The following is a 26,862-nucleotide window of genomic DNA, read 5'->3' as shown; positions in this document are numbered from 1 at the left end:
CAAAATAAGAATTTACTTGTTATCCTAGCACACCTGCCGCGTCTGATCTACTATTGATTATGAAGCAGGGAACCTAGCGTATGTTACTGGGTGCGCTTCTTGCCTGCGTCGATCTTGGCCGGGTCCAGCCCTTCCCAGATATTCTTGATCTTCGCGTTCTCGGGGTCATCGAATACCAGGAATGCCGTCGGCAAGTAACGCTCCCCATACTGCGAAGAGGGCTTGTTGACAATCTCATTGTCCTTCACCAGCACCGTCGAAGATCCCCCGTCCAGATTGGCCGCAATGACCGCCCCATGCTTCAGCATAATCCGCTGCACATCATACAGATTCGCCCCGATGCTGTAGCCCGGCTGCCGCCCGTCAATCACTACGAAGATGAGCGCACCGTCTGCCCGTTGGCCCATAGCTGTTCTTGGCGCGATACCCCAGCCTTCGGCGGCATTCTTAATCTGGCCTTTACCGTTCACAATAATCCGTGGCTGAAAAGAAACCGCCTCCTGCACCCCCATCTTGCTGAGCTGATCCAGAGTGTAGTTACCGGCGACCATTTTGCCTTCCTTATCGATGCCGACAATCTGTGTGGATTTCTTGCCGCCCAGTCCATTGTAGAACAGCTTCCCTTGCGAGATCACCAGCCCGATCGGCTTGAAGCCATTGCCCTTCCAGTTCGGATCGGCGAAGCCGCCGCCGTTCACCCCGGCGATAGCCCCTGTCCGCGCCACCATGCTGGATACCTTTTCCCCGGAGCCGATTTTGCTAGGCACGCCCAGGCGCACCTTCTTGGGATCGTTCACAATCATGACATAGCCGCTATAGCCGCTGCCCGTGACTTCTTCAATCTGGACGAGCGGAGTATGCTCAGCTTCCTTTACAGGCTCAGGCTTGATCTCATGGGTATCTACCTCGTCGCCCATCTCCTCGAAGCGCTTGGTATAATCGCTGACGCGGTGCTTCAATTCCTCTTCGCCGATAATATATTTGGCCCAGTGCCGGTGTTGAGTCGTAATCAGCGTATCTGCGATCAGGAAGCGCGTATTCTGGGCCGACGGTGCAAAATAAAGCCAGCCTCCGGCTGCTATAACCAGAATGAAACAGACCATGAACACCCTGAAGAGTGTGCGGAAGAACCCTCTTTTCTTGCGCTTCGGCGCCGGTTTCTTCTTCTTGCGGACAGTAGAACGTTGTGGTAAAGAGCTCACTTCTGAAATCCTCCCTAACATACTGATAATGGTTAAGTCTATAAACTCACAACTTCCATGATAGACGAAATCTCTGATTTAAAAGTTTCAGTTTGTTTAACTCTGTCCAGAAACTGTAAACTATATAAATTGAACTATGTTTTTATGTTTTGGATTAGCCGTGACTCCAGAGAAGTTTTGGACTTCCGGCCGCTGTTGTCTACAGATTTCATGATTTTATACCGTTATTAGCGGTTGAAATCCGTAGACAAAGGCGGTCGCTACCGCTCCTCCAGTTCCAAAATTCCCCTCCGCCACTTTTCCTTCAACTTAAATTTTCAGTTCAATTTATATAGTTAAGTTACGACTAAATTATGGTAGATTAAAGTTATATCCTAAGCAAAAGGATACAAAGGAAAAGAGGAGCTTGAATGCAGTATTTCATAGGCATCGTGCCGCCACAGAAATTCACCGCAAGAATTATCCAGTTTCAGAACCGCTGGTCCAATAACCGCTTGCAACAGGTAGTTGAGCCTCATATCACAGTGAAAGCTCAGGGCGGATTATATCCGGACTTAGAGTGGTTGCAGTATGTGAAAAAGGTTTGTTCCTCATGTTCGCCGTTTGAGTTATCTTTGACTGCTCCCATATGTATTGGAGATTCTGTCATAGGTTTAGGCGTTCGTTCGCAGCATTTATCAGAGTTACATACTAGAATTGTAAAAGCTGTTTCACCGCCACCAGAGCTTATCGCCCGTTATTTTGAGCTGGGCAGCTACCTTCCTCACCTAACCTTGGGACAAACTTGGTGGGGACTGAACGCTGCTGAATTGGCAGAGATGCGAGCGCTCGCAAAAACAGAATTAACACCATTTCCCACCTGGACAGTAACGCATCTGCGAGTGTATACGGAAATTCAGTCCGACAGGTATGTGCCCTATGAGGATATCGCTCTTGGTTAGAATCTTAATACCAAAAACTAGGAGGACAGCGGCATGAAACAGCGATTCATCACAGCCTTGGAGCAGAACAATCTGGACAGCATCCGGCAAATACCTAAAGGCGATCTGCACAACCATATCACCCGGGGAGGCAACAAACGGTATATAAGTGCCTGGTGCGGTACCGCCATACCGGAATGTCCAACATTTAAGGATCTTGGGGAGATGAACCGGTGGAATGCCCGCTATATTAAGCCTTTACTGCCTGGGCGAATCGGATATGAGAAGCGGATTGAAGCAGCTTTTGTCCAAGCGAAGACTGATGGTGTTCAATTGCTGCATATGAGTGTGACGATGGGTGAAGAAGAGTGGTTTGACGGCTCTATAGCAACACTGATTCAGACCATCCAGGGCATTCACCAGCGGTTTGCGCCAGAGATTCATTTTGTCCCGGAGCTTGCTTTTCTCACCCATACGCCGATTCAAGAAACCATTGAGATGCTCGAACAATATCTGGAGCATAACTACTTTAAATCCCTCGATATCTTTGGCGATGAGTTTGCCGTTCCCGGATTTAAGCAGGTGTTCCGCATGGCGAAGCAACAAGGGCTAATTCTCAAAGCGCATGTTGGGGAGTTTGGTACATCTGATCTGGTAAAACAAGCTGTGGAGGAACTGGAGCTCGATCAGGTTCAGCATGGCATCGCAGCCGCACAATCACCAGAGACGATGAAGTGGCTTGCCGACCATCATATCCAGCTTAACATCTGCCCTACCAGCAATGTTCTGCTTTCCCGGGTAGCCAATTATGCGTCACATCCCATCCGCAAGCTCTATGATTATGGCGTCACAGTCACGGTGAACACTGATGATATGATTATTTTTGAACAGAGTGTGTCAGACGAGTTCGTTAATCTGTACCGGGCCGGATTGTTCAGTGTGGAGGAGTTGAATACGATCCGGGAGAATGCGCTTACGGACGCAAACCGGAAATAAGGACAGGTGCTTGCATTCCTATACGCAACGCCACTATTCTATAAGTGAAGTCATACTTAATCGTAATATAAGGAGGGTTTTAATGAACGCTTTTCTTACTGAATTTGAACAACGGATTCACGAGGGCTTGGTGGCTGACCTTGAAGCTATATTGGCCGAAGTAGCACATGAGAAGGTATATGTCTGCGCAGTCGGGACCGATAGCGACTTTGTCACTCTGTTCCTTGCTGTAAATACAGAGCAATCACTTGCCAGACATATTGCCGATATGACAAGTGAAGGCTTATGTGATGATGCTGAAACAGAGCTTTATTACAAATGGGCAATTTCCGAATTTCAATATGGTGAGCATTCGCATTTCAATCATATCAGCCGTTTTTTATATGCAGAGGATAATGTATACCAATATAAAGATGAAATGGTCAAAATCATTGCCAAGGTTGTTAATGAAACCAAGGACGATTTATTCACAAAATATAATCAAACCAAAGAGGACATTACCTTCTTTGTATCCATGACCGACGATGAGCTGGCTGAGGAATTAGAGAATGAATCGGTGGCGCTTATGACAAATCCTGAATTAGTTTCTGAATTTTTGGCACGCTATGATGCTGAAATTTAAAGAAACCTAATAGCGGCAGCCCGGACATTAATATCCCTGACTGCCGCTATAGTAATGGTAATTCGTGTTCTACCTTGATTTTGTCAAGTATAGAGTAAGCTCATCATCCACCCGCACCTGACTTCCAGGAACCACAGGCTTGTTGTCATACATGAGTCCCCGGCCATCCGGAATGTAGCCACGTTTGGTGTACAGCCTTTGGGCTGTACCGTAGCTGTCATACAGTCCAAACCCGATTCCAATCGTATCGAATGTTGCGAACACTTCTGCTTCGAGAGCGTCCATCAACACACTGCCAATGCCGCATTTCCGCAAGGTAGGAATCACATCAAGATTCTGGATCTCAGGGATGTGATTCTCTGCAAAATAAGGATAGTGTAAGGTATACACGATATGTCCCCAGCCTGCAAACAGATTCTCATGGAAGGCTAATAGCGTAAGCCGCTTCTCCCCTTCGTTTTCCTTCCAACACTGTTCAATATACGCTAACGGTTTGCTGACATCATGCGGGGCCAGCCCTTCATGTATCCTTGTAATGTCCTCGGACTTCATCCGGCGGACCCTTATAGTACTCATAAAGTCAATCCTTCCTTTCCAGTTGCACTGTGCCTATCCCCTAAGTGTACTTTGTACAATTAAAACGGTCCATTATTGCGCCGGGATTGACTTAATTGCACTTTGTACATTTAAATTCACCCTTATTCGGTAAAAGAGGGCCTTCGACCAATTATAGTTGTACATAATACATTTAAGCTTACAAATCCAGATTTACACCGTCATTTAGCTGCACGGGATACATCTATTTGCTGCATGCCCTCCGTAAGTACGTGTACAATCTGCATTCCTCTTAACTCGTACCATAATTCCTCTCAACTCGTGTTACACTGCTTACTTAACCACATAATAGCTGTGAAAAGAAGCCGCGCATTCCTGCACGGCTTCCCCTTCTTGTCCATTCTATGCGTGTTACACTTCAGAATGTGGACGAACAATGCCTAACCCTTAACGGGTCAGAGTACCAGGCTCACCCATGTCTCCCGACACCGCCGCCGCTGCTTGCGCTGCCGCCACCGCCGGAATTGCTATCATCGTCGTCATCGTTGGAGGAATACCGGCCAGCTCCGCCGCCGCCCGAGTATCCGCCACCGCCACGATTCCGGTCATCATCATCGTCGTCACGCGAGGAATACCGCCCCGATCCCCCTCCGCTCGAAGAACCGCCGCCCCCGGAGTTACTGCCCCAGAAGCTGCTGGAGCTGGATGAGCCGCTCCCCGAGGAGGAGTGATGATGCGGCCGCCGGTATCTTCTTCTCTGGCTGTAGCCATAACCGGGCTGGCCGGTCCAGGCGCCATAACGCCGGATATTGCGCGGGTTATGCGGATTTATCCGTATCCCGTAACGGGCAACATAACGGTTGCGCGCGGCAGCCGCGAGACTGATTAGCGCGACAAGAACCAGGAAAATTCCGAGAATCATCATCCCCTTCGATCTGGAGACAGGCACCAGCTCCACAGGTTCTTTCGCCTTCACAGGTGCTTTGCTGACGGTGGAGGCTGCTGTAGATGTGGAGTTGCCTGCGGCTTGTCCCGAAGCAACATCTGCCCGGGCCAGGAAGAAGCTGTAGAAGGCATTCGCCGTCCCCGTTGCACCGCCAGCGTAATCTTTTGCCGCGAATTTAGGCTCCAGCACCGTATTCAGAATCCCGCTGATCCGCTCATTCGTCAGCACTCTGTCGATCGACTTGCCCTGTAGCACATGATAGTTATCCCCGCCGATATCCAGCACCAGCATCACATCTCTGGGACCGGCAGCAACCCCGGCGAACTTCGCATAGGTGTAATCCTGCAGGCTCTTGCCGCCAGTATTCTTAACAGTTACCACATAGATTCCGCTCCCGGTGGTAGCCGCGTAACGGTTGCTGGACTGGTTCAGATAATCCTTGGTGACTTGCGGGAGGATTCCGGCATTGTCCGAGACATAGCTTCGGGTGCCTAGTGTTTCCGAGTAGCTTCCGCCGAGTTTCTGAATGAAGGCGCCATAGGTTTTATTCGCACCGGCGCTATACTTCTTGGCTGCGAAGTCCGGCTCCAGCGATGCCGAGAGAATCTTCGAGATTACACCACTGTTCAGTTCATTCTCCAGTCCCTTGCCGGGAACCGCCCAGTAATCATCGTCCTTAATGGAGAGCAGCAGCAGCAGTCCATTATTCTTGTCCGCTGAGCCGACTCCCCATGAATTGAACAGCGAGGTCGCATATTTCTCCATAGAGACGCCGTTCGTCGAATCCACGGTGACCAGCACTACCTGCGCCCCGGTCTCCTGATAGAGCTTCACCCCATAGTTGACCATGTAATTCTCTGTCTTCTCATCAATTACGCCTGCAAAGTCATTCACATAGAATGATTCTGAATGTTTCGGAACAGCAGCCTCCGCCCGCCCGGGTGCCAGCGGCAGCAGAAGCACAATCATCAGGATGGCGGTAAGTGCTGCTTGCATACTTTTACGATTCATAGTTACCCCTCCGGCTTCTCAAATCTCTTCTATTACTATATCGGTTACGCACAGGATGGACTTATAGTTCCCTCTCTCTTATGTGTATGTCCGAATCTAGCAAATATTCGAAAGAGACCGCCGGGCCCTTTACTCGTTGTTGAACCGGTCCGGGTGAGAGCCGAAGCGCTGATCGCGGTTCAGGCCGTTGATCCGGCTGATCTCCTCTTCAGACAGCTCGAAGTCAAAAATATCGGCATTCGCAATAATCCGTTCCTCCTTGACCGACTTCGGAATCGTCACGATTCCGTTCTGCAGATCCCAGCGCAGGATGATCTGCGGCAGTGTTTTGTTGTGTCGGGCTGCAATATCAGCCAGTACCTCATTATCCAGCAGATGCCCTTGGGCCAGCGGGGCCCAGGCTTCAATCTGAATGCCCTGTGCCTTGCAATATTCGCGGAGCTCCTGCTGGTTAAGCAGCGGATGCAGCTCCACCTGGTTGACCATCGGCTTCACGGTGGCGTCAGCCAGCAGATCCTCCAGATGATCGATCTGGAAGTTGGATACTCCGATGGCACGGACTTTACCGTCCGCATACAGCTTCTCAAGTGCGCGCCAGGTGTCTTTGTATTTGGCCCGGATCGGCCAGTGTACCAGATACAGATCGGCATAATCCAGCCCCAGCTTGCTTAAGCTCTGGTCAAATGCAGCCAGCGTAGAATCATAGCCCTGCTCTGTATTCCATACCTTGGTGGTGATGAACAGTTCCTCACGCGCAACTCCTGATTCACGGATAGCCTGTCCGACCCCTTCTTCATTTCCATATACGGATGCGGTATCAATACTTCTATAACCGGCCTTGATGGCTGCTTTGACCGAATCCATAACCTCCTGGCCCTCTTGTACCTTGAAGACACCCAGCCCGAACCATGGCATTTCTACACCGTTAGCTAATTTCGTTGCCGATTTTAAGTTCATCATAATCACACTACCACCTGTCTATTGGATTGGTTAGATTAACTAGAATAATGAAGCAGGGATCAGCTTGCGCCCGCCTTTGATCAGGGTCGAATCCAGGGCATCCCCTTTATCTCCGCCAAAATACAGCTGCCAGTACACGCCGAAGCGGATGCTGACATCATTCTTGACCAGCTCCGGCGGCGTGACGATCAGCCACTGGAACTTCAGCGCCTTCGAGATCTCGAAGACCGGATCGAGCACGTTATTCGAGACCATCTCACCGAACGGGTTATCGTACAGGAAGACCGTCCAGCCTTTGTTTTCCCGGTTAACGCGCTTGTGAGTCATAATCATCATCGCCACCAGCAATTGAACAGACTGACGCTGTCCGCCGCTGCCCACCGCCTCATCCAGTGCGCCGCGGTTGATAACCTCCCAATCGGAATAATGATAGTCCTCGGGAGCGGCATACAGGAAGTAATTCTCCGTCACCGGCTTATACACCTGCAACACCGGGAAGCGGTTCTGCAGTGCGGCGTACACCATGCGTCCATCGTTAATCAGCTCTCTGACAGCTGAAGCCGGAACCTGCTCCATCTTCGGGAACCGCTCCAGCAGGCTGCTGATGCAGCGGTTGAAGTACTCGCTGACCAGCGGTTCGATGTCATCGGTCGTCCGTGGAACGTTAATATTCCTGTAATTCAGCTTAACCAGCGGGAAGGCATGGCCGTTCTCATTGTGAATGATCATCCGGCGTTCCATCCGCTTCAGAATATCAACGATCTGCACCACACGCTTGGTTGCCCGGCCTACCCACAGCTTGCGGGATAGCTCCATATCCTCTTTATCGCTGCGGATGCTCTCCATCTGATCACGTGAGCTCTGAAGCATCGAATCCAGCACCTGTAAGGCGATAGCGAAATCATCCCAGTGAACATTGTTCAGGCGTTCCTGAATCTTGGTCTCAAGCTCTGCATTCCAGCCAGACTTGGCCACCTTGCCGCTTAGCTCCGTCTTCTCTTCCTTCACCTTGCGGGAGATCTCTGCCCGCTGGCTGCGGCTCTCCTTGCTGCGCTGCAGCCAATCCTCCACCAGCGTCTCGCAGCTCTCCCGCACCTTCAGCTGCAATTCTTCAGGCACATCCCGGAGCGGCACACGGTGCTCGACATGGGTATCCATGATCCGGCTCTGATTGCCGAGAACGAGCAGCCATTGATCCATAGAAGCCAGCGCCTGCTTACTGGTATTCAGCAGATGCTCATTCTCCCGGACCCGCAGACTGATCTCTTCTTCCTTCTGTTCCAGCGGCTCATGCCACAGCTCTACCGTCCGCTCATGCTTCTCCTTGATCGCCTTCTCGGACTTGCCCAGCTCTTTGCGCAGGCTGTCAAGCTCGGTCTGGCAGCGGATGAAGGAATCACGGAGCTGTTGATAGTCCTCGTCCAGAATCATCGTGTCGCTCTTCTGTCGGACTCTGGCGGACTGAATCATATCCGGTGACTCCTGCGGCTCAGGGGCAGACGGCCATCCGGCATCTACCTGCTGCACAGCAGCTTCCAGCTCAGCCAGCTGTTCTTTTGCCGCCTTGATCTGAGCTGTTCTTGTGCGGATCTCCAGCTCATTCTGGCTTAGCGACTGCTGAAGACTCTCAACCGTACTGAGCAGCTGCAGCAGCTTGTCCTGTACCGCCTCATTCAGCAGTTCATCGGCAGCAGCTTCATCTGCCTTAACATCCGCCTCAGCATCAGCACCCTGAACCTTTGCACCCCCAAATTCACCGGGGAACTCTATGTCTGGGAACCAGTTCTGCAGCCGCGGGAATACAGAATAGCGGGCATCCCCGATCCATTTCTCGCGCTGCAAGGCGAGACTGTCCATCTCCGCCTTCAGCCGGGCGAGCTGCTGGTCCTTAACCGCAATCTCTTTGCTGAGATTATTCTTCTGTTCCACAGACTTGTGCTTGTCTGTATAGTTCTGCTCGTGCTTCCGGCTCCGCTCACTCCACTCCCGCAGCGCCGCCGCCCGGGTCTCCTGCTCGGACTTCTCCGCTTCACAGGCTGACAGGTCTCTGGAAATTCCAGCCAGAACCTCCTCATAGCGTGCCTGTTCTGCATTCATTTCATTCAGCTGGCTCCGAAGCTCCTGCAGCAGGGTCTCTGCACTCTTCTGTCTAATCCGCAGACTTGCGGTATGCTCGCCCTGATGCAGGCGTTCATATTCCTGCCGGGCGGATCTCAGCTTGGCAAGATATGTTTCCTCCGCCTGAAGCTCCTCCTCCTGCTCACGGAGTCTGGAGGCCATCCCCCGCTTCCACTCCTGGAAATGATCCGGCTGCAAGACCATCTGCGGCCCTTGATGCGCCAGCAGCAGGAAGGCGTCTCTACCGCCCTCCGCCATCTCCTCGCGCACGAAAATCGGGACCGGAGCCTTAAGCAGAAGCTCCTTAAGTAGCTCCGGCTGGAGCTTAGCCGCCTCACGCTTCGTAACAATCAGACCGTAAGGAAGCAGCGGATGGCGTTCCAGCTCCTCCTCGCGGACCAGGTAAGGCTGATCGTTCAGATACATGGTGCCGGTCATGGAGCTAATCTTGAGGGCATCCAGCGTATCCTTCACCGTTACGATATCATGGTTAGGCAGCCAGTAGGTTTCCTGCTGCAGCTCGACATCCAATAGCTGCTGATAATAATCCCGCCGCAGCCGCTTCGTCTGCTGCTCGGTATCCTCCAGCCTGCGAATGAACCGCTCCTGGATTAGAGGCTTCGCTTCAAATAGAGCTGTCGCGCCAAGCAGCTGATGCTCCTCATACATCTCCAGCAGCACTACGAGCTGTGACCAGAGCTGTGATTCCTTGTTCATCTGGGCTTCGATGCGTCCGGTAAGCTCCTCTGCCTGGGCCTCGGCCCCCAGCAGCTTCTCAGCCAGCCGGGTATGCTGCGTATGCAGGAGCAGCTTCTGGTCTTCAGCGGTCTTGCGCTGTTCGTTCAAGGCCTCAATCTGCTCAGTCAGCCCTCTGGCCGCAATCAGCGTCCGCTGTAGGGCGGCTGCCGGTGAGTGGGCGGCTTCCTGTCCGTGGCGGGAAGCGAACACACCCAGCTCCTCTGTATACTGACGGATCATGGCTGTTAATTCCTGGAGCTTCCCATCCAGCCTGCCAAGCTCCAGCAGCAATTCCTCCCTGCCCTTGCGCAGAATCTGTTCTTCCGCTGCATGGGAATACTGCTGTCCGCTGTAGAACAGGATCTTCGCCTGCCATAGCCGGTAGACCTCCTCCCACTGTACCCGCAGCTCCTGCTTGGCCCCTTGAATCACCTCTTGGCGCTCCTTCATCGCAAGCGACCCTTCGATGGCTTCAATCTCCTTCTGCCACTGCTCCATCTGGCGGAGCTGCAGCTTGCGCCGGGCCAGATAATGGGCAACCTCCAGCGACTTCTCCCGCTGCTTGGATTCTTCCAGACGCTGCTTGGCCCGTGTCTGATTGTCCGAGACCGCTCTGAAGTGCTCCTGCTTGCCGTCATGCTCTTCCTTCAGCCGCAGGTACTTCAGATTATCGCTCTCGAATCTGAGCGTCTTCGCTTCCAGATAATGTCCGGCCAGCTCATCCGCCGTTCTGCGGCGCTTGTCTTCCGCCTGCTTCAGTTCATCATGAATAACGGTATAGAGCTGCGCTCCTAGCCTCTCGGTCTCCCGGAAGCTGAGGTCCGCCTCCGTTCCGAGTTTCACCGCTTCATACAGAGGAGCCGCAAGAGAGGTGAACTCGGCAAAAGCCCGCTCCCGCTGCTCCAGCATCGGCAGCCGCTGTGCAACCGTAGCGGTATCCACGAACATCCGCTGAAGCGAGCCTTCATCCTCGCGCATACTTCCCCCAAGACTGGAACCAATCTCTGGAATAATCAGCCGCTCAAAAAGATTATGATTGGTGAATGCGTCATTTTTCTGAAAATAGCCCTTGATGCCGCCCTCTTCCCCGTTGATTCTGCGCATATTGCGCCATTCATCAATATGGATATCATGGTCAGCCAGGTAGGCATAGTATTTCTTCAGATCGGAGCTGCTGCTGCCGTAAACATTAATCTCACCCCGCCGTTCCCGCACAAACTGCTGAATCGCTTCGAAGCTCGCTGGCGTATTCAGCTCATGATCATATAAGGGCAGGGTGGATAGTGTAAGCTCAGCCGTCTCCTCATATTTCAGCAGCGCGTATAGCAGATAATCCACTTTGATCTCAAGCTGGTCCATGGAATGTTGAGCAGTCATCGCGATCCCGGTGGTGACATACTCCGTCCGCTCCTTATCGTCGAGCCGCCATTCGATCGCCACGTGGAAGGTGTAGGGCTTCAGCTGTTTTTTGTGATTATGGAAGAAGGCCTCGACCTGGTTCTCATTATCCTTACCCCAGGCGGCTCTAGGCATCAGCAACTGGAAAATCGACTGCAACAATACGCCCTTCCCCCCGCCGTTCATCAGCGTAATCAGGGTATTGGCCGGGCCTTCTTCATTACACAGATCGAGGATCATATCCTCATATTTCTTCAGCATCTTCTCATATTTCAGTCCGGCGATGCGGATTCGCTCAATGCGCGGCATGGGCTTCACCCTCCTGTTCGCTGAGTGTCCGGCCAACCAGAGCCTTCAGCTCTTTGTACCGGTCCACATCGTGGTAGAGATAACGCATCCGCTCGTACAGCTCTTCTCTTGGGAAAATCCGCTTCTCATGCTCGGAAATGAACACCAGATGCTCTTCCTCCAGCAGCTTCATGCCTTCGTGGATGAGGCCAATCCGGGAGCCTGCACCGCGGGTCAGCGAATCGCCCTCCTCCTGGCTGCGGGTCTGCATATAGAGGCTGGTCCATACTCTGTGCATGGCCTGGATATCCAGCCGCCACTGCTTGCTGAAGCTGCCGTCTTCATCCATACCGATCCAGCCTTGGAACAGCTCGGATACCTGATCAGACAGTTGTATGTAAGACATGCTGTCCTGTCCCGGCTTGAAGTGCTGCTCATCCTGGTCCATCTCCGCCAGAAAAACGAGGATAATAACGTTAATGATATGTAGATGCGTCTTGCGCTCAATCCGTGAATACTTATTGCGCAGCTGAGTGAAGTTGCTGGCGAATCCGGAGCCGATCGGACTCACGAGCAGGTGCAGGCGGTGACCGGAATTCATAATCCGGCAGCCGGCTTCTTTGGCTACGTATTGCAAGGCATCATAAGCGGCGGTATCCTGCAGACATTCGGCGGCAGCGGGATCATCCAGCGGAATCACCTTGCGCTTAAGCAGGTCGAAGAACAGCCGGGAAGCCTGCTGAACTTGCTCTAGGGAATAACTCATATCCGAATCATCTCACTTCTCTCTACTATAGTAATGGTATAAGGGCTGATCTCAAGACCAGGGATACAGATGCGGTCCTGCTGCTGTGAAGAGATGGTGGTCCGCAGCCTTGCGCCGCGAAGCACTTCCAGCTCCGGGTGGTCCAGCATCAGCCGCTGTAGCAGCTTCTGGCACTCGTCCGCCACGCCATGGCCTTCCGCTTCCTGCTCCTCGACAGTAATTGCGGTATGGAAAAATTGCACCCACAAATCCACGGCATCCGGGCAATCCGCCCAGCGCCGTTGCTCCTGTTCCGTGAACGCCTCGGCAGTGAAGGTGAAGCTGCCGTACGCAGCCACTCCGGCTATAACCGGCAGCCACAGCTCGCATACCTCGGTCCAGGGAATACCTCTGGGCACATAATGGATGTCCTCGTCTTCCCCAGCTTCCTCCGTCACATCCGGCGTATCCTCCGGCAGGAAGCCAACCTCCTGCTCTTCCCAGGCCCAGGCCAGCGGATAGATGAAATCCTGGCTGGGCGAGAACAGCCCGCTGATCAGCGTCTCCAGGCTATCCCCATCCCTCAGCCCTTCGGGCTTCACCCATTCCTCCCACACATGGGTGCGGAAGTTAAAGCCCGCTGCTCCCCAGAATAATTCCGGGAAGTTCAGCCGCAGATTCGTCTCCGCTTCGAAGATGCTCAGCACGACCTCGGCCAGCTCGTCATGCACCCGCCGGGACAGCTCCACCCGCTCGGAGAGCTGACGCAGCTCATTGAAATCAATGACATCCTTCTCATCATTGGCCAGCCGGGCCAGCGAGCGGTGGATATTATCGAAATGCTTGCGTTCCTCGTCAAACTGCTGGTGGATCTCCTCCAGCCGCTCGTGCCGCTGAGTGCCGTATTCGCTGAAGATATGCTTCGGATTACGGCGCAGGGCATTACGATATTCCTGCTGCTGCTGTGTCATTTTGCGTACGCGGGAGATCAGCTCATTCACATCCTGCATCGCCTGGGTAACCCGTCCATGCTTGATATGCATCTGAATCTCCAGCAGCTTGATGCTGACCTGGAACTCGTCGATAATCTCGTGGCTCATGAAGATCAGCTCCATCGCATACTCGGAGAGCCGGTAAATGGTAGTCCCGTTCTCCTCCCAGCTGATACGCGTAGCATCCTCGTCCACAGTGAAATACTTGTATTTCTGGACCCCGATCTGCCGGGTGTGATCATCGTAATAATGGGACTCGAAATCCCCGCCGCTGCCGCTCCACAGCAGTCCGTCTACCAGCCGTTCAACCGATTCCGGGCTGCCGAGCTTCTCTATGCCGAAGCGCTCCAACGAGCTCCAGGCCAGATCCACCAGGTCCTCCCTGGCCCGCTGTTCATTCGATTCCAGCTCCAGATAATAGACCTGCAGCAGCACACTAAGCGCAATCATTTCCTTATACGGCTGCAGCTCACCCAGATTCATGCCTGCACCGAGACTCCACAAGGGGTTAAGCCGCTTGTTCCGTTCTCCGAAATCATTCCAGTTCATGCTCTTGCCAACCTCGCCATCACTTCATAATTTCCCTACAACATAACATAAACCCAAATCCGCACCGAAGGGTGAAGGTTGGGCCGGAACATACACAGTTATAGACGGTTTGTTCATGCTCAGAACCCCGAGATAATGGGAATGTATGTTTCTATTCTCATGTCATTCTATTATATCAATGTTTCATAGATATGGCTATTTGCAAAAAAAATAGAGGCGCCCGCGCAGGGACCCCTCTATTTTTTAAAGCTACTTCATACCACACCATAGCACACCGCTATTTGTATTTCTCATTCACCAGATATTGCAGATTCTTCTTCACCGCAGGCCATTCTTCATCGATAATGCTGTACAGCACATTGTCCATAACAGCGCCTTGAGCGGTGATCCTATGCTTGCGCAGAATACCCTCCCGGACCGCTCCAATTCGCTCAATGGCCCGCCGGGAGCGCAAATTGTGACTGACAATGGAGAAGTCCACGCGGATCAGGCCCAGCACTTCGAAGGCATATTGCAGTAAAAGCAGCTTCGACTCTGTATTCACCGCAGTTCTCCAGTATTCCGGTGAAATCCAGGTGCAGCCGATCTCTGCATTGCGATGCGTACGGTCCAGATGCATCAACCGCGTGGTCCCTACGATCCGGCCGGATGGCTGCTCCACCATCACATAAGGGATTTCCTTGCCTGCCGCCTGATTCTCCAGAGCCGTATCCACCAGTTGTCCTGCCCCTTCCTCTGAGCTGATCTGCCTCCAGGTGTACTCCCAGATCTGCGGATTGTGCAGCAGCTTCTTAAGCTCAAGCTTATGCTCCTCTGCCAAAGGCACAAGCCGGATTACGCCACCTGCAAGCTGGCCTGCTTCTATTACTGTCAACTGACTTCCCCCTATATCTTTTTACCTGTTATACTTTTCACCTATTATATATGAAGCGATTTATTCCCAACCGTCAATCTTAGCTGTCAATTGCTGAATGAACTCCTGGGCGCTCAGTGTGAATAATGTGTTCTCCGCACGGCTTCGTACCGAGATTGTTCCGTCATTCTGCTCCTGATCTCCCAGCACCAGCATATAAGGGATTTTCTCCAGCTGAGCTTCACGGATTCTGTAGCCCAGCTTCTCATTCCGGGAATCTACCTCCACCCGCAGTCCGGCAGTAGCCAGCTGTCTTCTGACCTGCTCAGCATACTCGTCATGAACCACAGAGACTGGCAGCAGCTTGACCTGCACCGGAGACAACCACAGCGGGAACGCTCCGCTATAGTGCTCTGTAAGAATACCCATGAACCGGTCAATAGAGCCGAACACCGCACGATGGATGACAACCGGACGATGCTTGTTGTTATCTTCGCCAATGTAAGTCAGGTCGAACTTCTCAGGCATCTGGAAATCCAGTTGAATCGTACCGCATTGCCAGCTCCGCTTCAGGGCATCGAGGACATGGAAATCAATCTTCGGTCCGTAAAAAGCGCCATCCCCCGCATTCACGCGGTACTCTATTCCATTCTTCTTCAGTACACGCTCCAGCGACTCCTCCGCCTGATCCCAGAGCTCTTCGGAACCCATATAGTCCTCCGGGCGTGTAGACAGCTCGACCTTGTACTCAAATCCAAAGATCGAATAGAACTGATCGATCAGCTCCAGCACCCGAGTAATCTCAGATTCAATCTGCTCCGGCAGCACGAACAAATGAGCATCATCCTGGCAAAAGGTACGGACCCGCATCATTCCGTTCAGCGCACCGGAGGATTCATGGCGGTGAACCTGGCCATATTCCGCAATGCGGATCGGCAGATCCCGATAGGAACGGAGGCTGTTCTTGTAGATCAGCATGTGTCCTGGACAGTTCATCGGCTTCAGCGCAAAGTCTGTCTCATCCACCTTCGTGAAATACATCTCATCCTTGTAATGATCCCAATGTCCGGATTGCTCCCACAGACGACGGTTCATCATCAGCGGTGAGCGCACCTCTTCGTACCCGTCGGCACGCTGCAGCTTGCGGGAGAAATCCTCCAGCGCTGTGCGGATCAGCATCCCTTTGGCCAGGTAGAACGGCATGCCCGGCGCTTCCTCGGAGAACATGAACAATTCCAGCTCCTTGCCCAGCTTGCGGTGATCCCGTTTCTTCGCTTCCTCCAGCAGATGCAGATGCTCCTCAAGTAGGGCTGTGCTCAGGAAAGCCGTGCCGTATATCCGCTGAAGCACCTGATTGTCAGCATCCCCGCGCCAGTAGGCACCAGCTACACTTAGCAGCTTGAACGCCTTAATCCGTCCAGTGGAGGGCAGATGCGGCCCCCGGCACAGGTCCGTGAATTCGCCTTGCTCATACAGGCTGATGACCGCGTCCTCCGGCAGATCCCGGAGCAGCTCCAGCTTCAGCGGCTCTTCCAGCTGTTCAAAGAACTGCACCGCTTCCGCCCGGCTGACCACCCGGCGCCGGATCGGCAGGTTCTCCTTGATGATCTTCCCCATCTCCCGCTCAATCGCAGCAAGATCCTCGCTGGACAGGGGCTGTTCAATATCTATATCGTAATAGAAGCCGTCCTCGATCACCGGACCAATGCCCAGCTTCACGTTCCGTTCTCCATAGATCCGTTTGATTGCCTGGGCCAACACATGGGCTGTGCTGTGTCTGTGAATCATCAGCCCGTCGCTGCTGTCTGCTAACACAATCTCCACGAGGCTGTCCCCTTCAACCGGACAATCAAGGTCAACGAGTCTGCCATCGATTTTGCCGGCTACTGCATTCTTCCTTAGACTTACGCTAATCGACTCCGCAATCTGCGCAATTGTGGTGTTACGCGAATACCTCCTATTTGCTCCATCCGGCAGCTGCACTTGAATCTCCATGATTATGGCCTCCATTTCTTCAGTGTATATTCGTATATGTGAACACAAAAAAACGCATCTCATCCCGGAAAGGGACGAGTGCGTCTTAAGCTCGTGGTTCCACCCTAATTCGACTATACGTCACTTCACCCCCGGCTGTTCGGCGGAAACGTGATCAGTACAATCCTCATGGCATCCGTTAACGGGGATGGGTCGGTGGCATTTACAGCCTCGCTAACAGCAGGAGGGTTCAGTGTCACGGCTATAGAGGGGTAACATCCGGCTGGTCTCTGTAAGAAGCTCTCACCTTGCACTTCTCTCTCTGGTCAGTCCTCACGGGATATCCTGTCTCTGGTCATTGCCTTGGTTATGGTGTTGCTGGTTACATAATACGCACGGTCTTCGTCAGAAGTCAATACCGCGCAGAAAAAAACTTAAAATCCGCTTCCCGCTCGACCGCTTAATCCTTTTAACTTTAACTCCCTTAATCCCTCAGCCCGCGGGCCTTATCCGTTAAGCTCACTCCGCTGCAATCGCAGGATGATATCCCCCACTTCTTCCACCGTATGCGCAATAGAGTCTGCTCCGGCAGCCGATAGCTCCTCCTCCGATCCATAGCCGAACAGGACCCCTATGGAGGTTACGCCACAGGCTTTTGCCCCAATAATGTCATGCTCCCGGTCCCCGATCATCAGCGACTGCGAAGCAACAAGATCATTCTCGTCCAGTACATGCTGAATCACCTCGCGCTTCTTCGAGCGTGTCCCGTCCAGATTGCTGCCTGCCGCATACTTGAAGAACCCGTCCAGCTCATAATGGCGCAGGATCTGCTCAGCGAATACAATAGGCTTGGAGGTCGCCACATACAGCTCGAACCCCTTGGCTCTCAAGCTCTCCAGCAGCTCCGGAATGCCTGGAATCACATGGTTCTCGAACATCCCCAACGTCCGGTAACGCTCCCGGTAGAACTCCACAGCCTGTGCCGCTGCCTCCGCCGTAAAGCCCTGAATTTCAATAAAAGAATCATATAGCGGCGGACCTATGTAAGGAATCAGCAGGTCAGGATGCTCCACCTCGATGCTGAATTGGTTAAGCGCATACTCCACGCTTTTGGTAATGCCTTCCTTGGGGTCAGTCAATGTGCCGTCCAGATCAAATAAGATGTGCTTCAAGCTGTCCTTCATCTCTCCCGGATGCTCCCTTCGTGTGCAATTGCTATCTATCATACCTTTCTTCCTGTTTATTTTCTATAGATTAGCCTTTTTAGTCTCTTTGGATTGAATAGACATGTGAAAGAGCCGGTTGCCTGCTTATATTCAGGACCGGCTCTATATGCGATAGCTCTCATTTGCTGATGATTGAGGAAGCTGAGCTGCTGGAAGCCATCGGCTCTATGCTTACCAGGCCACGCGGATAATCAGGCCTTTAGGGTCGCCGACTTCAAGATAAGCTGCCTGGCCGTTGACATCATCATACGGGAAGCCGTAAGCCAGTCCGCTGATGCTATGGTCATGCCAGAATTTTGCATAAAAGTTCGCTGGAGCCGCATTGTAATAGTTCGCTACGTTGTTCCAGTTACTAGTGGTGTACACATGGCGGTTGATCGCAGCGGAAGTGGCGGCATCGATTAACGAACCGTCATTGCGCAGAATATCCTGGGTGCTATAGCTGGAATACCCTGCGAAGTAATTCGCATTGGCTCCACCGGCCTTGAACGATCCATGGACTGGAGCAATAATCCGGTAAGGCGCCTGATCGGTTGCCAGCGATTTGAAGGCGGACGGAACTTCATTCTGGTATTTGGTGAAAATGCCGGCCCGTGTCTCCGATTCCAGCTCACCAACCGTCTTGTCATAACCGCCGGACAAGCCTACCAGCCGGTGCTGGATCGGGAAGCCGAAGGCATCTACACGGGTGGTATTACCATGATAGCCTGTAGCATCCACCGTGAATTCAACGAAGTCGAAATAGAGATTACGGTTAGGATCGGTTGGATTATCGATATCCGGTCCGGCAAAACCGTCGTCATAGGTCTTGATGTACAGTGGTGTGCCTACACTGAGGAACATGCGGCCGGAGGTGATTTTGGGCAGCGTTACCCAATTGGTCTGGCTAACCGTATGATAAATATTGGCATAGTTGACCCCGTTCTTGGTCAGATGGCCGGAAGCATTATTCAGCGCATTCGAGATCGGAATGAGATTGCCGCTAAGATCCAGATAACTCCATTTACCGTTGGCCGGATTGATGCCGATGACGCCCCAATAGACCTGGTTATCGGGGTAAGCGCCTCCCGTTCCATTCATGACTTTGACAGACACGGAGCCTCCCGGCGGTGTCGGAATAGAAGAGGCAGCGATAGAATAGATCGAACCGGAAGACCCGGAAGGCGGAGTAGTCGGCGCTGCAGTGGGCGCGGTTCCCGCAGTGTAGTTGAACCAGCCGGTATCATAAGCCGGAGTCCCATTGTTGTAGGTGAAGAAGTACGAGAGTGCTGTGCCGCTGGCGACGCCTGTAACCACCTGCTCATAACGCGATTTACTGTTGTTATAAGTCATTCGGTAGTTTAGCTGGGTTCCCGAGTTCACCTTGTAATGCACATCGGTCCAGCTGGTACTGACCGTAGATTTGAACCAGATGGTAGCTGAGGTTCCCGACAGATCTACCCCTTGGGTATAATCAGCTGCGGCTGCTTTGGAATTGAACAAAGGCAGGCAAGAGAGCAAAAGCACGAACGCAAGCATCGTCATTAGCCATTTTTTGGACATTCTTAGATTCCTCCTGAATAATATTGGCATTGCAGCACTTCCCTTCAACTACAGGAGCTATAGAGCATTCTGTATTTCGCTGAGCTGCTTATTCTATCCCCTGTTTCCTCCTCTCTCTTCCCGCTGCATCAAAACCAGAATTACCAATGCTTGTATCCGTTTACAAATATGATTATAGTTGCACAATCGGCAATTGAGTAGGCACGGAATTTCGGATTTAGGTTCCCATATTTTGGTTTTTGGCATAATGATCTATAGCTTAACCCACAGGATGCTGCAAAAATAGTAAAAAGCCCGCAATTCCCAGATGCCGGGTAATCACAGGCTTTGTCTAACGGATATTCACGAATCACTTGTGCCAGTGCTGCGAAATAAAGGTATCCCGTCCGGATTGCTCACGGTCCTCTTTATAATGCTTCGGATTCTTCTTATGATAGTCCTGATGATAGTCTTCTGCCGGATAAAATACCGGCGCAGGCAGAATCTCCGTCACCACCGGAAGCTCGAATCTGCCGCTGACTGCCACCTGCTCCCGGGAAGCAAGTGCAGCCAGCCGCTGCTCTTCCGTATAATAGAATACCGCCGTGCGGTACTGCGTTCCCCGGTCCTGAAACTGTCCACCGTCATCCGTCGGGTCAATCTGCGGCCAGAATAACGCAAGCAGCCGCTCATATGGGAACAATTCCGGGTCAAAAGTGATTTGAACCACCTCGTAGTGACCGGTTGTACCGCTCTTCACCTGCTCATAAGTAGGGTTATCTACCGTTCCTCCGGCGTATCCCGATACAATCCCGTGAATTCCGGGAAGCTCTTCGAACGGCGTAACCATGCACCAGAAGCAGCCTCCGGCAAACATTGCCTGTTCCATAGCCATACTTCCACTCCCTGTCTCTCATCTAATGACTCTTGCTAAACCCTGTACTTGAAGATAATGCCTAACGATCTGAAAGTCAATTTGATCGCTAGGACTGATTGCCCTTAGATAAACTTAAGAAATAGAATATTTATTCTATTGATAGTTCAGAAAGAGAATAATTAAACTTCAAGTATGTTCGGAATGGAAATTCCTTTTTGCAGAATAATGACTAAAATATAGTTTTTCTATTGTCTATTTCACCACAAAATCTATCTTTTTGATACTTGGAAGTGGAATACAAATTCTGTTAATTGACATTTCCTTGCAGAAGCTGTACTATTTTATAGAATGATTTTTCCGCTAGTGAGGTGTAATGATGGGTAAACGCGATGATATTCTTCAGGCAACCCTTGATTTAATTACTGAAGAAGGCTTACAATCTGTTACTTTTGCCAAAATATTCAAGAGGGCCAATGTAGGATCCAGCACATTCTATCATTATTTCGAGAACAAGGAGCAGCTGGTCAATGAGTTGTACCATAAAGTCCGCATACATAAAAATGAGTTCGTCATGAACGGCTATGATCCCGGCTTAACCATCTATGAGCGTGTGAAGAGCCTTCTGAAGAATACGGCCAACTATTCGCTTCAATACCCCAAAGAGGTTGATTTCACAGAGAACTATTGCTCCTCGCCCTATATTTCCGAGGACTTGCGGAACACGCTGGCCCCCTCAACCTTAGAGATATTCTCCATCATTGAAGAAGGCCAGCGGCAGGGAATCATCCGGGAAATGAATGTCTGTCTGTGCTATCAGCTGATCTACGGGATATTAATTGCTGTCATCAAAGGATATCTGGACGGAAAATATCCGCTTAACGAGCAGCAGATTCAGCAGACCATTGAAGCCTGCTGGCTTGCGATTAAGCTGTAGCGGCTTACTTCCAGTCTCTTCGGCTAAACGCAACACAAATAAGTCTGTCTCTTAAGCAGAACTCTGCCTAAGAGACAGCCTATTCCGGCATCAGCCGGTTGATGAATGCTAGACCTGAGGGACCAGATTCCGGCTGCCCGAGGACTTGTAGATCTCTGCAATCAGCGTGAGCGCTTTGATGCCCTCAGCACCGTCAATCCAGAACCTGCGGCCTTCACGGATGTGGGCGTAGAAGTCATGAATTAACCGTGAGTGCCCGGTGCCCCAGTACGATTTCCCGCCGCTGCTGATGCTCTGCGGCTCGCAGAGCAGCGTCTCCGCACCCTCTTTCCACAGATAGAGACTGTCACGGCGCTGCTGCAGGGTCCCTTGCTCGAAGACCAGCTCCAGCTCCACCGGCGAATTGGCCTGATACGCATTGGTTCCGTAGAAAAGTCCGCGCGCCTTGTTTTTGAAGTCGATACACGCATGTGCGCTGTCCTCGACCTCAATGACATCGTTCAACACATCGGTGCTGACACTCCCTTTCACGGCAGCGATGTCACCGCCGAACCATTGCAGCAGATCCAGGGTATGGATAGCCTGATTGATCAATACCCCTCCACCTTCCGTAGCCCAGCGGCCTCTCCAGGGACTGTTCGTGTAGTACTCCTCAGTCCGGGTCCAGGTTACCAGACCCTTCATACAGAGGAGATTCCCCAGGCTGCCGGAATCGATTACTTGTCTGATCCGCACTGAAGGTTCATTATAACGGTTCTGGAACACTACACCCAGCTGACCCGCTGCATGCTCCGCCGCCTCCTGCATCAAGCGGGCCGAAGGCACATCCAGCGCCATAGGCTTCTCTGTTAACACATGCTTGCCGGCCTTCAGCAGCTCTACCGCCATTCCGGCATGCAGATGATGCGGCGTGCAGAGATGGACGATGCCGATATCTGCACGCTCCAGCAGCTCCCTGTAATCCGTCAGGCCTTCACATTCGTAATCCTGAGCAGACTGTGCTGCCTGAACAGGGTCACTGTCCACCACGGCTACCAGCCGTGCATTCTGGATGGAAGCAATGGCTCTGGCATGCAGCGGGGCAATCGCCCCACAGCCGATAATCGCTGCTCCATTGGTATTCATCTTAACCACCTTCCGATCTTCTGATAGCTGTAATGCAACTATTTGAGCGTATCCGGGGTCAGATTCACCGCTTGCCGCTGCGCCTCCAGACACAGCTCAGCAGCCTTGAACGCATGCTCCTGCGTCATCGCCTTCTCCGTCCGTTCCAGGCAGTCCAGAATCAGCTCACCGAAGAACGGGAACCCGATCTTCCCAGCCACATGCTCATAATGCTCGCCCTCGCCGTCTACCCAGTAGACATGGTCCGGTGTGCTGGAGCGGCCGATATCGCTGTATTTGCGCAGTTCGATATAGCCTTCTGTGCCGAGAATGATCGTCCGTCCGTCGCCCCAGGTCCCTAGCCCTGACGGAGTGAACCAGTCCACGCGAAAATACTGCGTAGCCCCGTTGTCCCCAACCAGCGTAGCATCCCCGTAATCCTCCAGCTCCGGGTAAGCCGGATTATTGTAGTTGGCGACCTTGCTGTGCAGTACCTTGGCATCGCGGCAGCCCGCGTAGAAGAGGAACTGTTCAATCTGATGGCTGCCGATGTCACAGAGAATGCCGCCGTATTTGTCACGCTGGAAGAACCATTCCGGCCGGCTGGGTGCATTTAACCGGTGCGGCCCCAGTCCCATCACCTGAAGCACACGGCCAATCGCCCCCTGCTGCACCAGCTGACCGGCATAGACAGCGCTCTCTACATGCAGTCTCTCACTGTAATATGTCATGTATTTCCGCCCCGTCTGCTCCACTTGAAGGCGTGCTGCCGCGAGCTGGTCCAGAGAAGTAAACGGAGATTTGTCCGTGAAATAATCCTTCCCGTGTGCCATCACCCGCAGACCGAGCGGACCGCGCTCCGAAGGAACGGCCGCTGCTGCTACGAGCCGGACCTCAGGATCTTCAAGAATCTCTTCAGCAGAGCGTGCGGCTTTGACGCCGGGATACTTGTTCAGGAATGCTTTTACCTTCTCGGGGTCAGGATCGTATACCCACTTCAGCTCGGCTCCCGCCTCCACCAGCCCGTTGCACATCCCGTAGATATGCCCATGATCCAGTGCCAGCGCAGCAATTACGAATTCACCCGGTCCCACGACAGGCTTCGCCTCATGTACCGGAGCATACATCATTCCATCCTTGCGGCTCATGCTTGCACCTCCAATCTGGAGTGCAGATGCCGGAGGCTGATCTCCAGGCTCTCGAACGGATCACGCTGGCACACATCCTGCTCCACGATATGCCATTCCACCCCGGTCTTGCGGCAGGCATCAATAATCGCTCCATAGTTCATATTGCCTTCGCCGATCTCGGCAAACACTGCCTTACGGTTCAGAATAGTCATATCCTTGAAATGCACGGCCTGCATTCTGCCTTCCACCTTGTGAATCCACTCTACAGGATCTCCGCCCCCCGCCTGAACCCAGTACAGATCCAGCTCGAACCCGAAGACCTCCGGATCACTGTCCTGCAGCAGCACATCCATACCGGTCAGACCGTCAAAACGTTCAAATTCAAAATCATGATTATGATAAACGAATTGCAGGCCATACTCTTCCTTAAGTGTACGTGCAATGCCGGAAGCCAGCTTGGCGAAGGTGCGGTAGCCCTCCTGGCTGGTCTGATATTCCGCAGGCAGCGAGCCAAGACCGATGTATTTGCAGTCCCACAGCTTATGTTCGGCAGCGAGTGCATCCAAATCATTCACCAGCCGGTCCCAGGGAACGTGTGTCGCACATATTTTCAGATTAAATTCATCGGCATATTCCTTCACCAGCTTAGGGTCCATGGGACCGATCCCGGAGATCTGGACAGCCTGGTACCCGATGCTGCTCACCTTCCGCAGGCTCTCCCGCAAGGCTTCCGGCGTCTGGGTATATTCACGCAGGGTATACATTTGGGCGGCAATCGTTGAACGGTTCATTGTATTCATCCACTCCTAGATAAGTTTGATTGGCGTAAGAGAGTAAAGTTAATCTAGTGGGTACCCGATACATCAAGGGCTTTCTGGCTGACCGGAGCTTTCTGAAAAGTCGAATTCTCCACCTGCTTCATCAGCTTCTCATAGAACAGCTCGCTGTCGATCGGCAGGTCCACCCAGTTGTCGGTCCACGCAGACAGATACATGGCATTGGACAGGGTCAGCCCGTGAATGCCCTCTTCCCCCGGAGCCAATAGCGGCTCATCATGCAGAATCGCATTGGTGAAGTTGCGCAGAATCCCCTTATGCTGTTCTCCATTTCCGGCTTCCACCGGAATCTCGCACTTCCAGCATTCCGGTGCTCCGAACCCTCCGGTATATTCCGCATTAAACTTCGGCTCCGGGGTGCGAAGGCGGAAGAAGGTCAGCTTGCCGTCTTCGATAACGATTTTACCGTTGTCGCCTGTAATCTCGAACCGGTTCGTCCCCGGCGCTTCCCCTGTAGTCGTGATGAACAGCCCGGTTGCGCCATTCTCATACTCCACATAAGCGGTCACATCATCCTCAACCTCAATATTCCGGTACTTCCCGAACTGGCAAAAAGCGCGTACCCGCTTAGGCATCATTCCGGTAGTCCACTGCCAGAGATCAAGCTGGTGCGGGTCCTGGTTCAGCAGCACTCCGCCGCCTTCCCCGCCCCAGGTCGCCCGCCAGCCGCCGGAATCATAGTAGCTCTGAGAGCGGTACCAATTGGTGATAATCCAGTTCGTGCGCCGGATCTCTCCCAGCTCCCCGGACTGAATCAATTCTCTCAGCTTCTGATAGAGCGGATTCGTCCGCTGGTTATACATAATGCCGAATTTGCGGTCAGACTTCGCTGCGGCGTCATTCATTTCCTGTACTGCCTTCGTATAGACACCGGCAGGCTTCTCGATCAGAACATGCAGCCCATAGCCCAGCGCTTCAATCGCCAGTGGCGGATGATCATAATGCGGGGTGGCAATCATCACCGCATCAATGATCCCGGACTTGAACAGCTCCTCCGGCGACAGAAAGCGCTGCACATGATCCGGCAAATGCTCCTCTGCCCATTCCAGCCGCTCAGGGCTGATGTCGCAGACGGCCGTTAGCTCGGCCCCCTTAATATCACTCAGTAGACTCTGTGCATGGGTCCGCCCCATACCCCCGACGCCAATAATTCCATAACGTACCTTATCCATCTCCCATTCCCTTCCTGAAACAGTTTATGTTATGAGGATAACCCTATTTGCCGGTGGTGAACATGACTGTAATTAAGGTATATTTGTATAATAATAAGATGTATTGGATAAATGGAAGCGTTATAATAGATTTATATCCTTAATGGAGGAGCCCTGACATGAATATGATTGCGAACGGAAATTTGACCGGACGCCTGCTGCACAACCTGACGGTTACCGTTACCCATGCCCAGTTAACCAGCAGATATCCGGGATGGAACCGGACGAATGAGACCCCTGCCTTCAACCGGCTGTATTATATTGATTCCGGCGAAGGCAAGGTGATTATCAACGGAGTGGCGTACTATCCGAGACCCGGACAGCTGATGATTATGCCCGCAGGTTCCACCCAGACCACGGATACTTCACGTGATGATCCTTATACACGCTACTATTGCCACTTCGATGCGCAGATTGGGGAATGGCCGCTGTTTCATTCGGCGAATAAGCTCTACATCTGTGATGTGCCTGATCCGGAGGCCACCCGGACGATGTTCGCGGAGATGATTGAATGGTTCCAGGATACCGGCTTCCTCGCTACCCTGCGGACGCAGGCCGCGCTGCTTACGCTGCTGTCCCTCTGTCTGGAATCGGGGGGCTATAGCAATTTCCTTGACGATCTGACACATACGAGCGACCAGGGCAAGCTGGCGAATGTGCTGGGCTACATCGATCAACGGTTAATGCGGCCGCTGACGGTCGAGGAGCTGGCAGAGCGGGTCCATCTGCACCCGAACTATTTCATTCCCTACTTTAAGAAGTTCATCGGCGTTCCGCCTATGCAGTACGTCCAGCTGAAACGGATGGAGCTCGCGAAGAGGCAGCTCTCCTACACCGATTTCAGCATCTCCAGTATCGCCGAGCAGGTCGGCATGGAGCTGGCCCACTTCTCGAAGGTGTTCAAGAAGTCGACCGGCGTATCCCCGTCTGCTTACCGGAGCAGTACGCGGTAGAATGCACCGGAAGGTACCAGAACAAATACGCACCAGCACCAAATGTATGCTGTTTTCCGCATACATTCGGGCCACGCGCCTGCGTACCACTTATCCACAACAGAGGAAAATCATAGTTTCCTCAAGAAACAAAAAATCAGCATGCCTCTTTAAGAAGCCTGCTGATTTTTTGAAAATATAAGAATTTATAGGTTTCACGCTAT

21 protein-coding genes are annotated in these 26,862 nt (G+C 52.5%); 5 read left to right on the top strand and 16 right to left on the bottom strand.

The window, feature by feature from the left end:
* Positions 1-83: 83 nt before the first annotated feature.
* Entirely contained in the window at positions 84-1,223 is a 1,140-nt protein-coding gene (locus tag NST26_RS14985; RefSeq protein WP_340979334.1) for a phosphodiester glycosidase family protein, read from the bottom strand.
* Positions 1,224-1,612: 389 nt separating this feature from the next.
* Between NST26_RS14985 and NST26_RS14980 the strand changes: the two genes are divergently transcribed.
* From NST26_RS14980 to NST26_RS14970, 3 genes are all read left to right on the top strand, one after another.
* The gene (locus tag NST26_RS14980) at positions 1,613-2,143 is read left to right on the top strand and encodes a 2'-5' RNA ligase family protein (protein ID WP_340979333.1); all 531 of its coding nucleotides are present in this window, start codon (positions 1,613-1,615) and stop codon (positions 2,141-2,143) included.
* A gap of 33 nt (positions 2,144-2,176) precedes the next feature.
* On the top strand, positions 2,177-3,118 hold the full coding sequence (locus NST26_RS14975) for a hypothetical protein (RefSeq protein ID WP_340979332.1): 942 nt from the start codon (positions 2,177-2,179) through the stop codon (positions 3,116-3,118).
* 82 nt (positions 3,119-3,200) lie between these two features.
* Complete coding sequence (locus tag NST26_RS14970) at positions 3,201-3,740, top strand: DUF4303 domain-containing protein (protein ID WP_340979331.1); 540 nt, start codon at positions 3,201-3,203, stop codon at positions 3,738-3,740.
* Positions 3,741-3,809: 69 nt separating this feature from the next.
* Here the strand turns inward: NST26_RS14970 and NST26_RS14965 are convergent, their stop codons facing one another.
* The 11 genes from NST26_RS14965 to msrA all read right to left on the bottom strand — a co-directional run bounded on the left by NST26_RS14965 (position 3,810) and on the right by msrA (position 20,503).
* On the bottom strand, positions 3,810-4,316 hold the full coding sequence (locus tag NST26_RS14965) for a GNAT family N-acetyltransferase (RefSeq protein WP_340953165.1): 507 nt from the start codon (positions 4,314-4,316) through the stop codon (positions 3,810-3,812).
* A 448-nt stretch (positions 4,317-4,764) separates the two neighbouring features.
* Positions 4,765-6,252 carry a TPM domain-containing protein gene (locus NST26_RS14960; RefSeq protein ID WP_340979330.1) on the bottom strand — a complete coding sequence of 496 codons (1,488 nt, stop codon included), beginning with the start codon at positions 6,250-6,252 and terminating at the stop codon, positions 4,765-4,767.
* A gap of 129 nt (positions 6,253-6,381) precedes the next feature.
* Positions 6,382-7,212, bottom strand: a complete 831-nt coding sequence (locus NST26_RS14955; RefSeq protein WP_036728649.1) for an aldo/keto reductase — start codon at positions 7,210-7,212, stop codon at positions 6,382-6,384.
* A 39-nt stretch (positions 7,213-7,251) separates the two neighbouring features.
* The gene (locus tag NST26_RS14950) at positions 7,252-11,775 is read right to left on the bottom strand and encodes a hypothetical protein (protein WP_340953169.1); all 4,524 of its coding nucleotides are present in this window, start codon (positions 11,773-11,775) and stop codon (positions 7,252-7,254) included.
* Positions 11,762-12,520 (bottom strand): DUF6063 family protein, encoded by a 759-nt coding sequence (locus NST26_RS14945; RefSeq protein WP_340953171.1) that lies wholly within the window; start codon positions 12,518-12,520, stop codon positions 11,762-11,764. Before NST26_RS14945 ends, NST26_RS14950 begins: the two co-directional genes overlap by 14 nt.
* Positions 12,517-14,040, bottom strand: a complete 1,524-nt coding sequence (locus NST26_RS14940) for a hypothetical protein (protein ID WP_340953172.1) — start codon at positions 14,038-14,040, stop codon at positions 12,517-12,519. The genes NST26_RS14945 and NST26_RS14940 overlap by 4 nt, the downstream gene beginning before the upstream one ends.
* Positions 14,041-14,317: 277 nt before the next feature.
* The gene (locus tag NST26_RS14935) at positions 14,318-14,914 is read right to left on the bottom strand and encodes a GNAT family N-acetyltransferase (protein WP_340953173.1); all 597 of its coding nucleotides are present in this window, start codon (positions 14,912-14,914) and stop codon (positions 14,318-14,320) included.
* A gap of 60 nt (positions 14,915-14,974) precedes the next feature.
* Positions 14,975-16,888: a threonine--tRNA ligase gene (gene thrS, locus NST26_RS14930; RefSeq protein WP_340953175.1), complete on the bottom strand. Its 1,914-nt coding sequence runs from the start codon at positions 16,886-16,888 to the stop codon at positions 14,975-14,977.
* Positions 16,889-17,373: 485 nt separating this feature from the next.
* Positions 17,374-18,093, bottom strand: a complete 720-nt coding sequence (locus NST26_RS14925; RefSeq protein ID WP_340953177.1) for an HAD family hydrolase — start codon at positions 18,091-18,093, stop codon at positions 17,374-17,376.
* A gap of 171 nt (positions 18,094-18,264) precedes the next feature.
* A complete protein-coding gene (locus tag NST26_RS14920) occupies positions 18,265-19,635 on the bottom strand; it encodes a glycoside hydrolase family 64 protein (protein ID WP_340953179.1) in 1,371 nt (456 codons plus the stop codon).
* 349 nt (positions 19,636-19,984) lie between these two features.
* Positions 19,985-20,503 carry a peptide-methionine (S)-S-oxide reductase MsrA gene (msrA, locus tag NST26_RS14915; RefSeq protein ID WP_340958065.1) on the bottom strand — a complete coding sequence of 173 codons (519 nt, stop codon included), beginning with the start codon at positions 20,501-20,503 and terminating at the stop codon, positions 19,985-19,987.
* 361 nt (positions 20,504-20,864) lie between these two features.
* Between msrA and NST26_RS14910 the strand changes: the two genes are divergently transcribed.
* Positions 20,865-21,425, top strand: a complete 561-nt coding sequence (locus tag NST26_RS14910) for a TetR/AcrR family transcriptional regulator (protein WP_339314099.1) — start codon at positions 20,865-20,867, stop codon at positions 21,423-21,425.
* 108 nt (positions 21,426-21,533) lie between these two features.
* On the opposite strand, the gene NST26_RS14905 is transcribed toward NST26_RS14910, so the two are convergent.
* The 4 genes from NST26_RS14905 to NST26_RS14890 are packed head-to-tail and all read right to left on the bottom strand — an operon-like array spanning position 21,534 to position 25,667.
* Positions 21,534-22,550, bottom strand: coding sequence for a Gfo/Idh/MocA family protein (locus tag NST26_RS14905; protein WP_340979329.1), 1,017 nt, complete (start codon positions 22,548-22,550; stop codon positions 21,534-21,536).
* A 38-nt stretch (positions 22,551-22,588) separates the two neighbouring features.
* Complete coding sequence (locus NST26_RS14900; RefSeq protein ID WP_209870394.1) at positions 22,589-23,677, bottom strand: Gfo/Idh/MocA family protein; 1,089 nt, start codon at positions 23,675-23,677, stop codon at positions 22,589-22,591.
* The gene (locus NST26_RS14895) at positions 23,674-24,450 is read right to left on the bottom strand and encodes a sugar phosphate isomerase/epimerase family protein (RefSeq protein WP_076078010.1); all 777 of its coding nucleotides are present in this window, start codon (positions 24,448-24,450) and stop codon (positions 23,674-23,676) included. Before NST26_RS14895 ends, NST26_RS14900 begins: the two co-directional genes overlap by 4 nt.
* Positions 24,451-24,503: 53 nt before the next feature.
* Positions 24,504-25,667, bottom strand: a complete 1,164-nt coding sequence (locus NST26_RS14890; RefSeq protein WP_340979328.1) for a Gfo/Idh/MocA family protein — start codon at positions 25,665-25,667, stop codon at positions 24,504-24,506.
* A 158-nt stretch (positions 25,668-25,825) separates the two neighbouring features.
* On the opposite strand from NST26_RS14890, the gene NST26_RS14885 reads away from it, so the two are divergent.
* Complete coding sequence (locus tag NST26_RS14885) at positions 25,826-26,659, top strand: AraC family transcriptional regulator (protein ID WP_327196478.1); 834 nt, start codon at positions 25,826-25,828, stop codon at positions 26,657-26,659.
* Positions 26,660-26,862 lie beyond the last annotated feature (203 nt).

This window comes from Paenibacillus sp. FSL R7-0128, from assembly GCF_038002245.1.
Classification (GTDB): Bacteria; Bacillota; Bacilli; order Paenibacillales; family Paenibacillaceae; genus Paenibacillus_AQ; species Paenibacillus_AQ silagei.
Note: the sequence above shows the minus strand (reverse complement) of the source record. Positions and strands in the feature narration are given on the sequence as shown.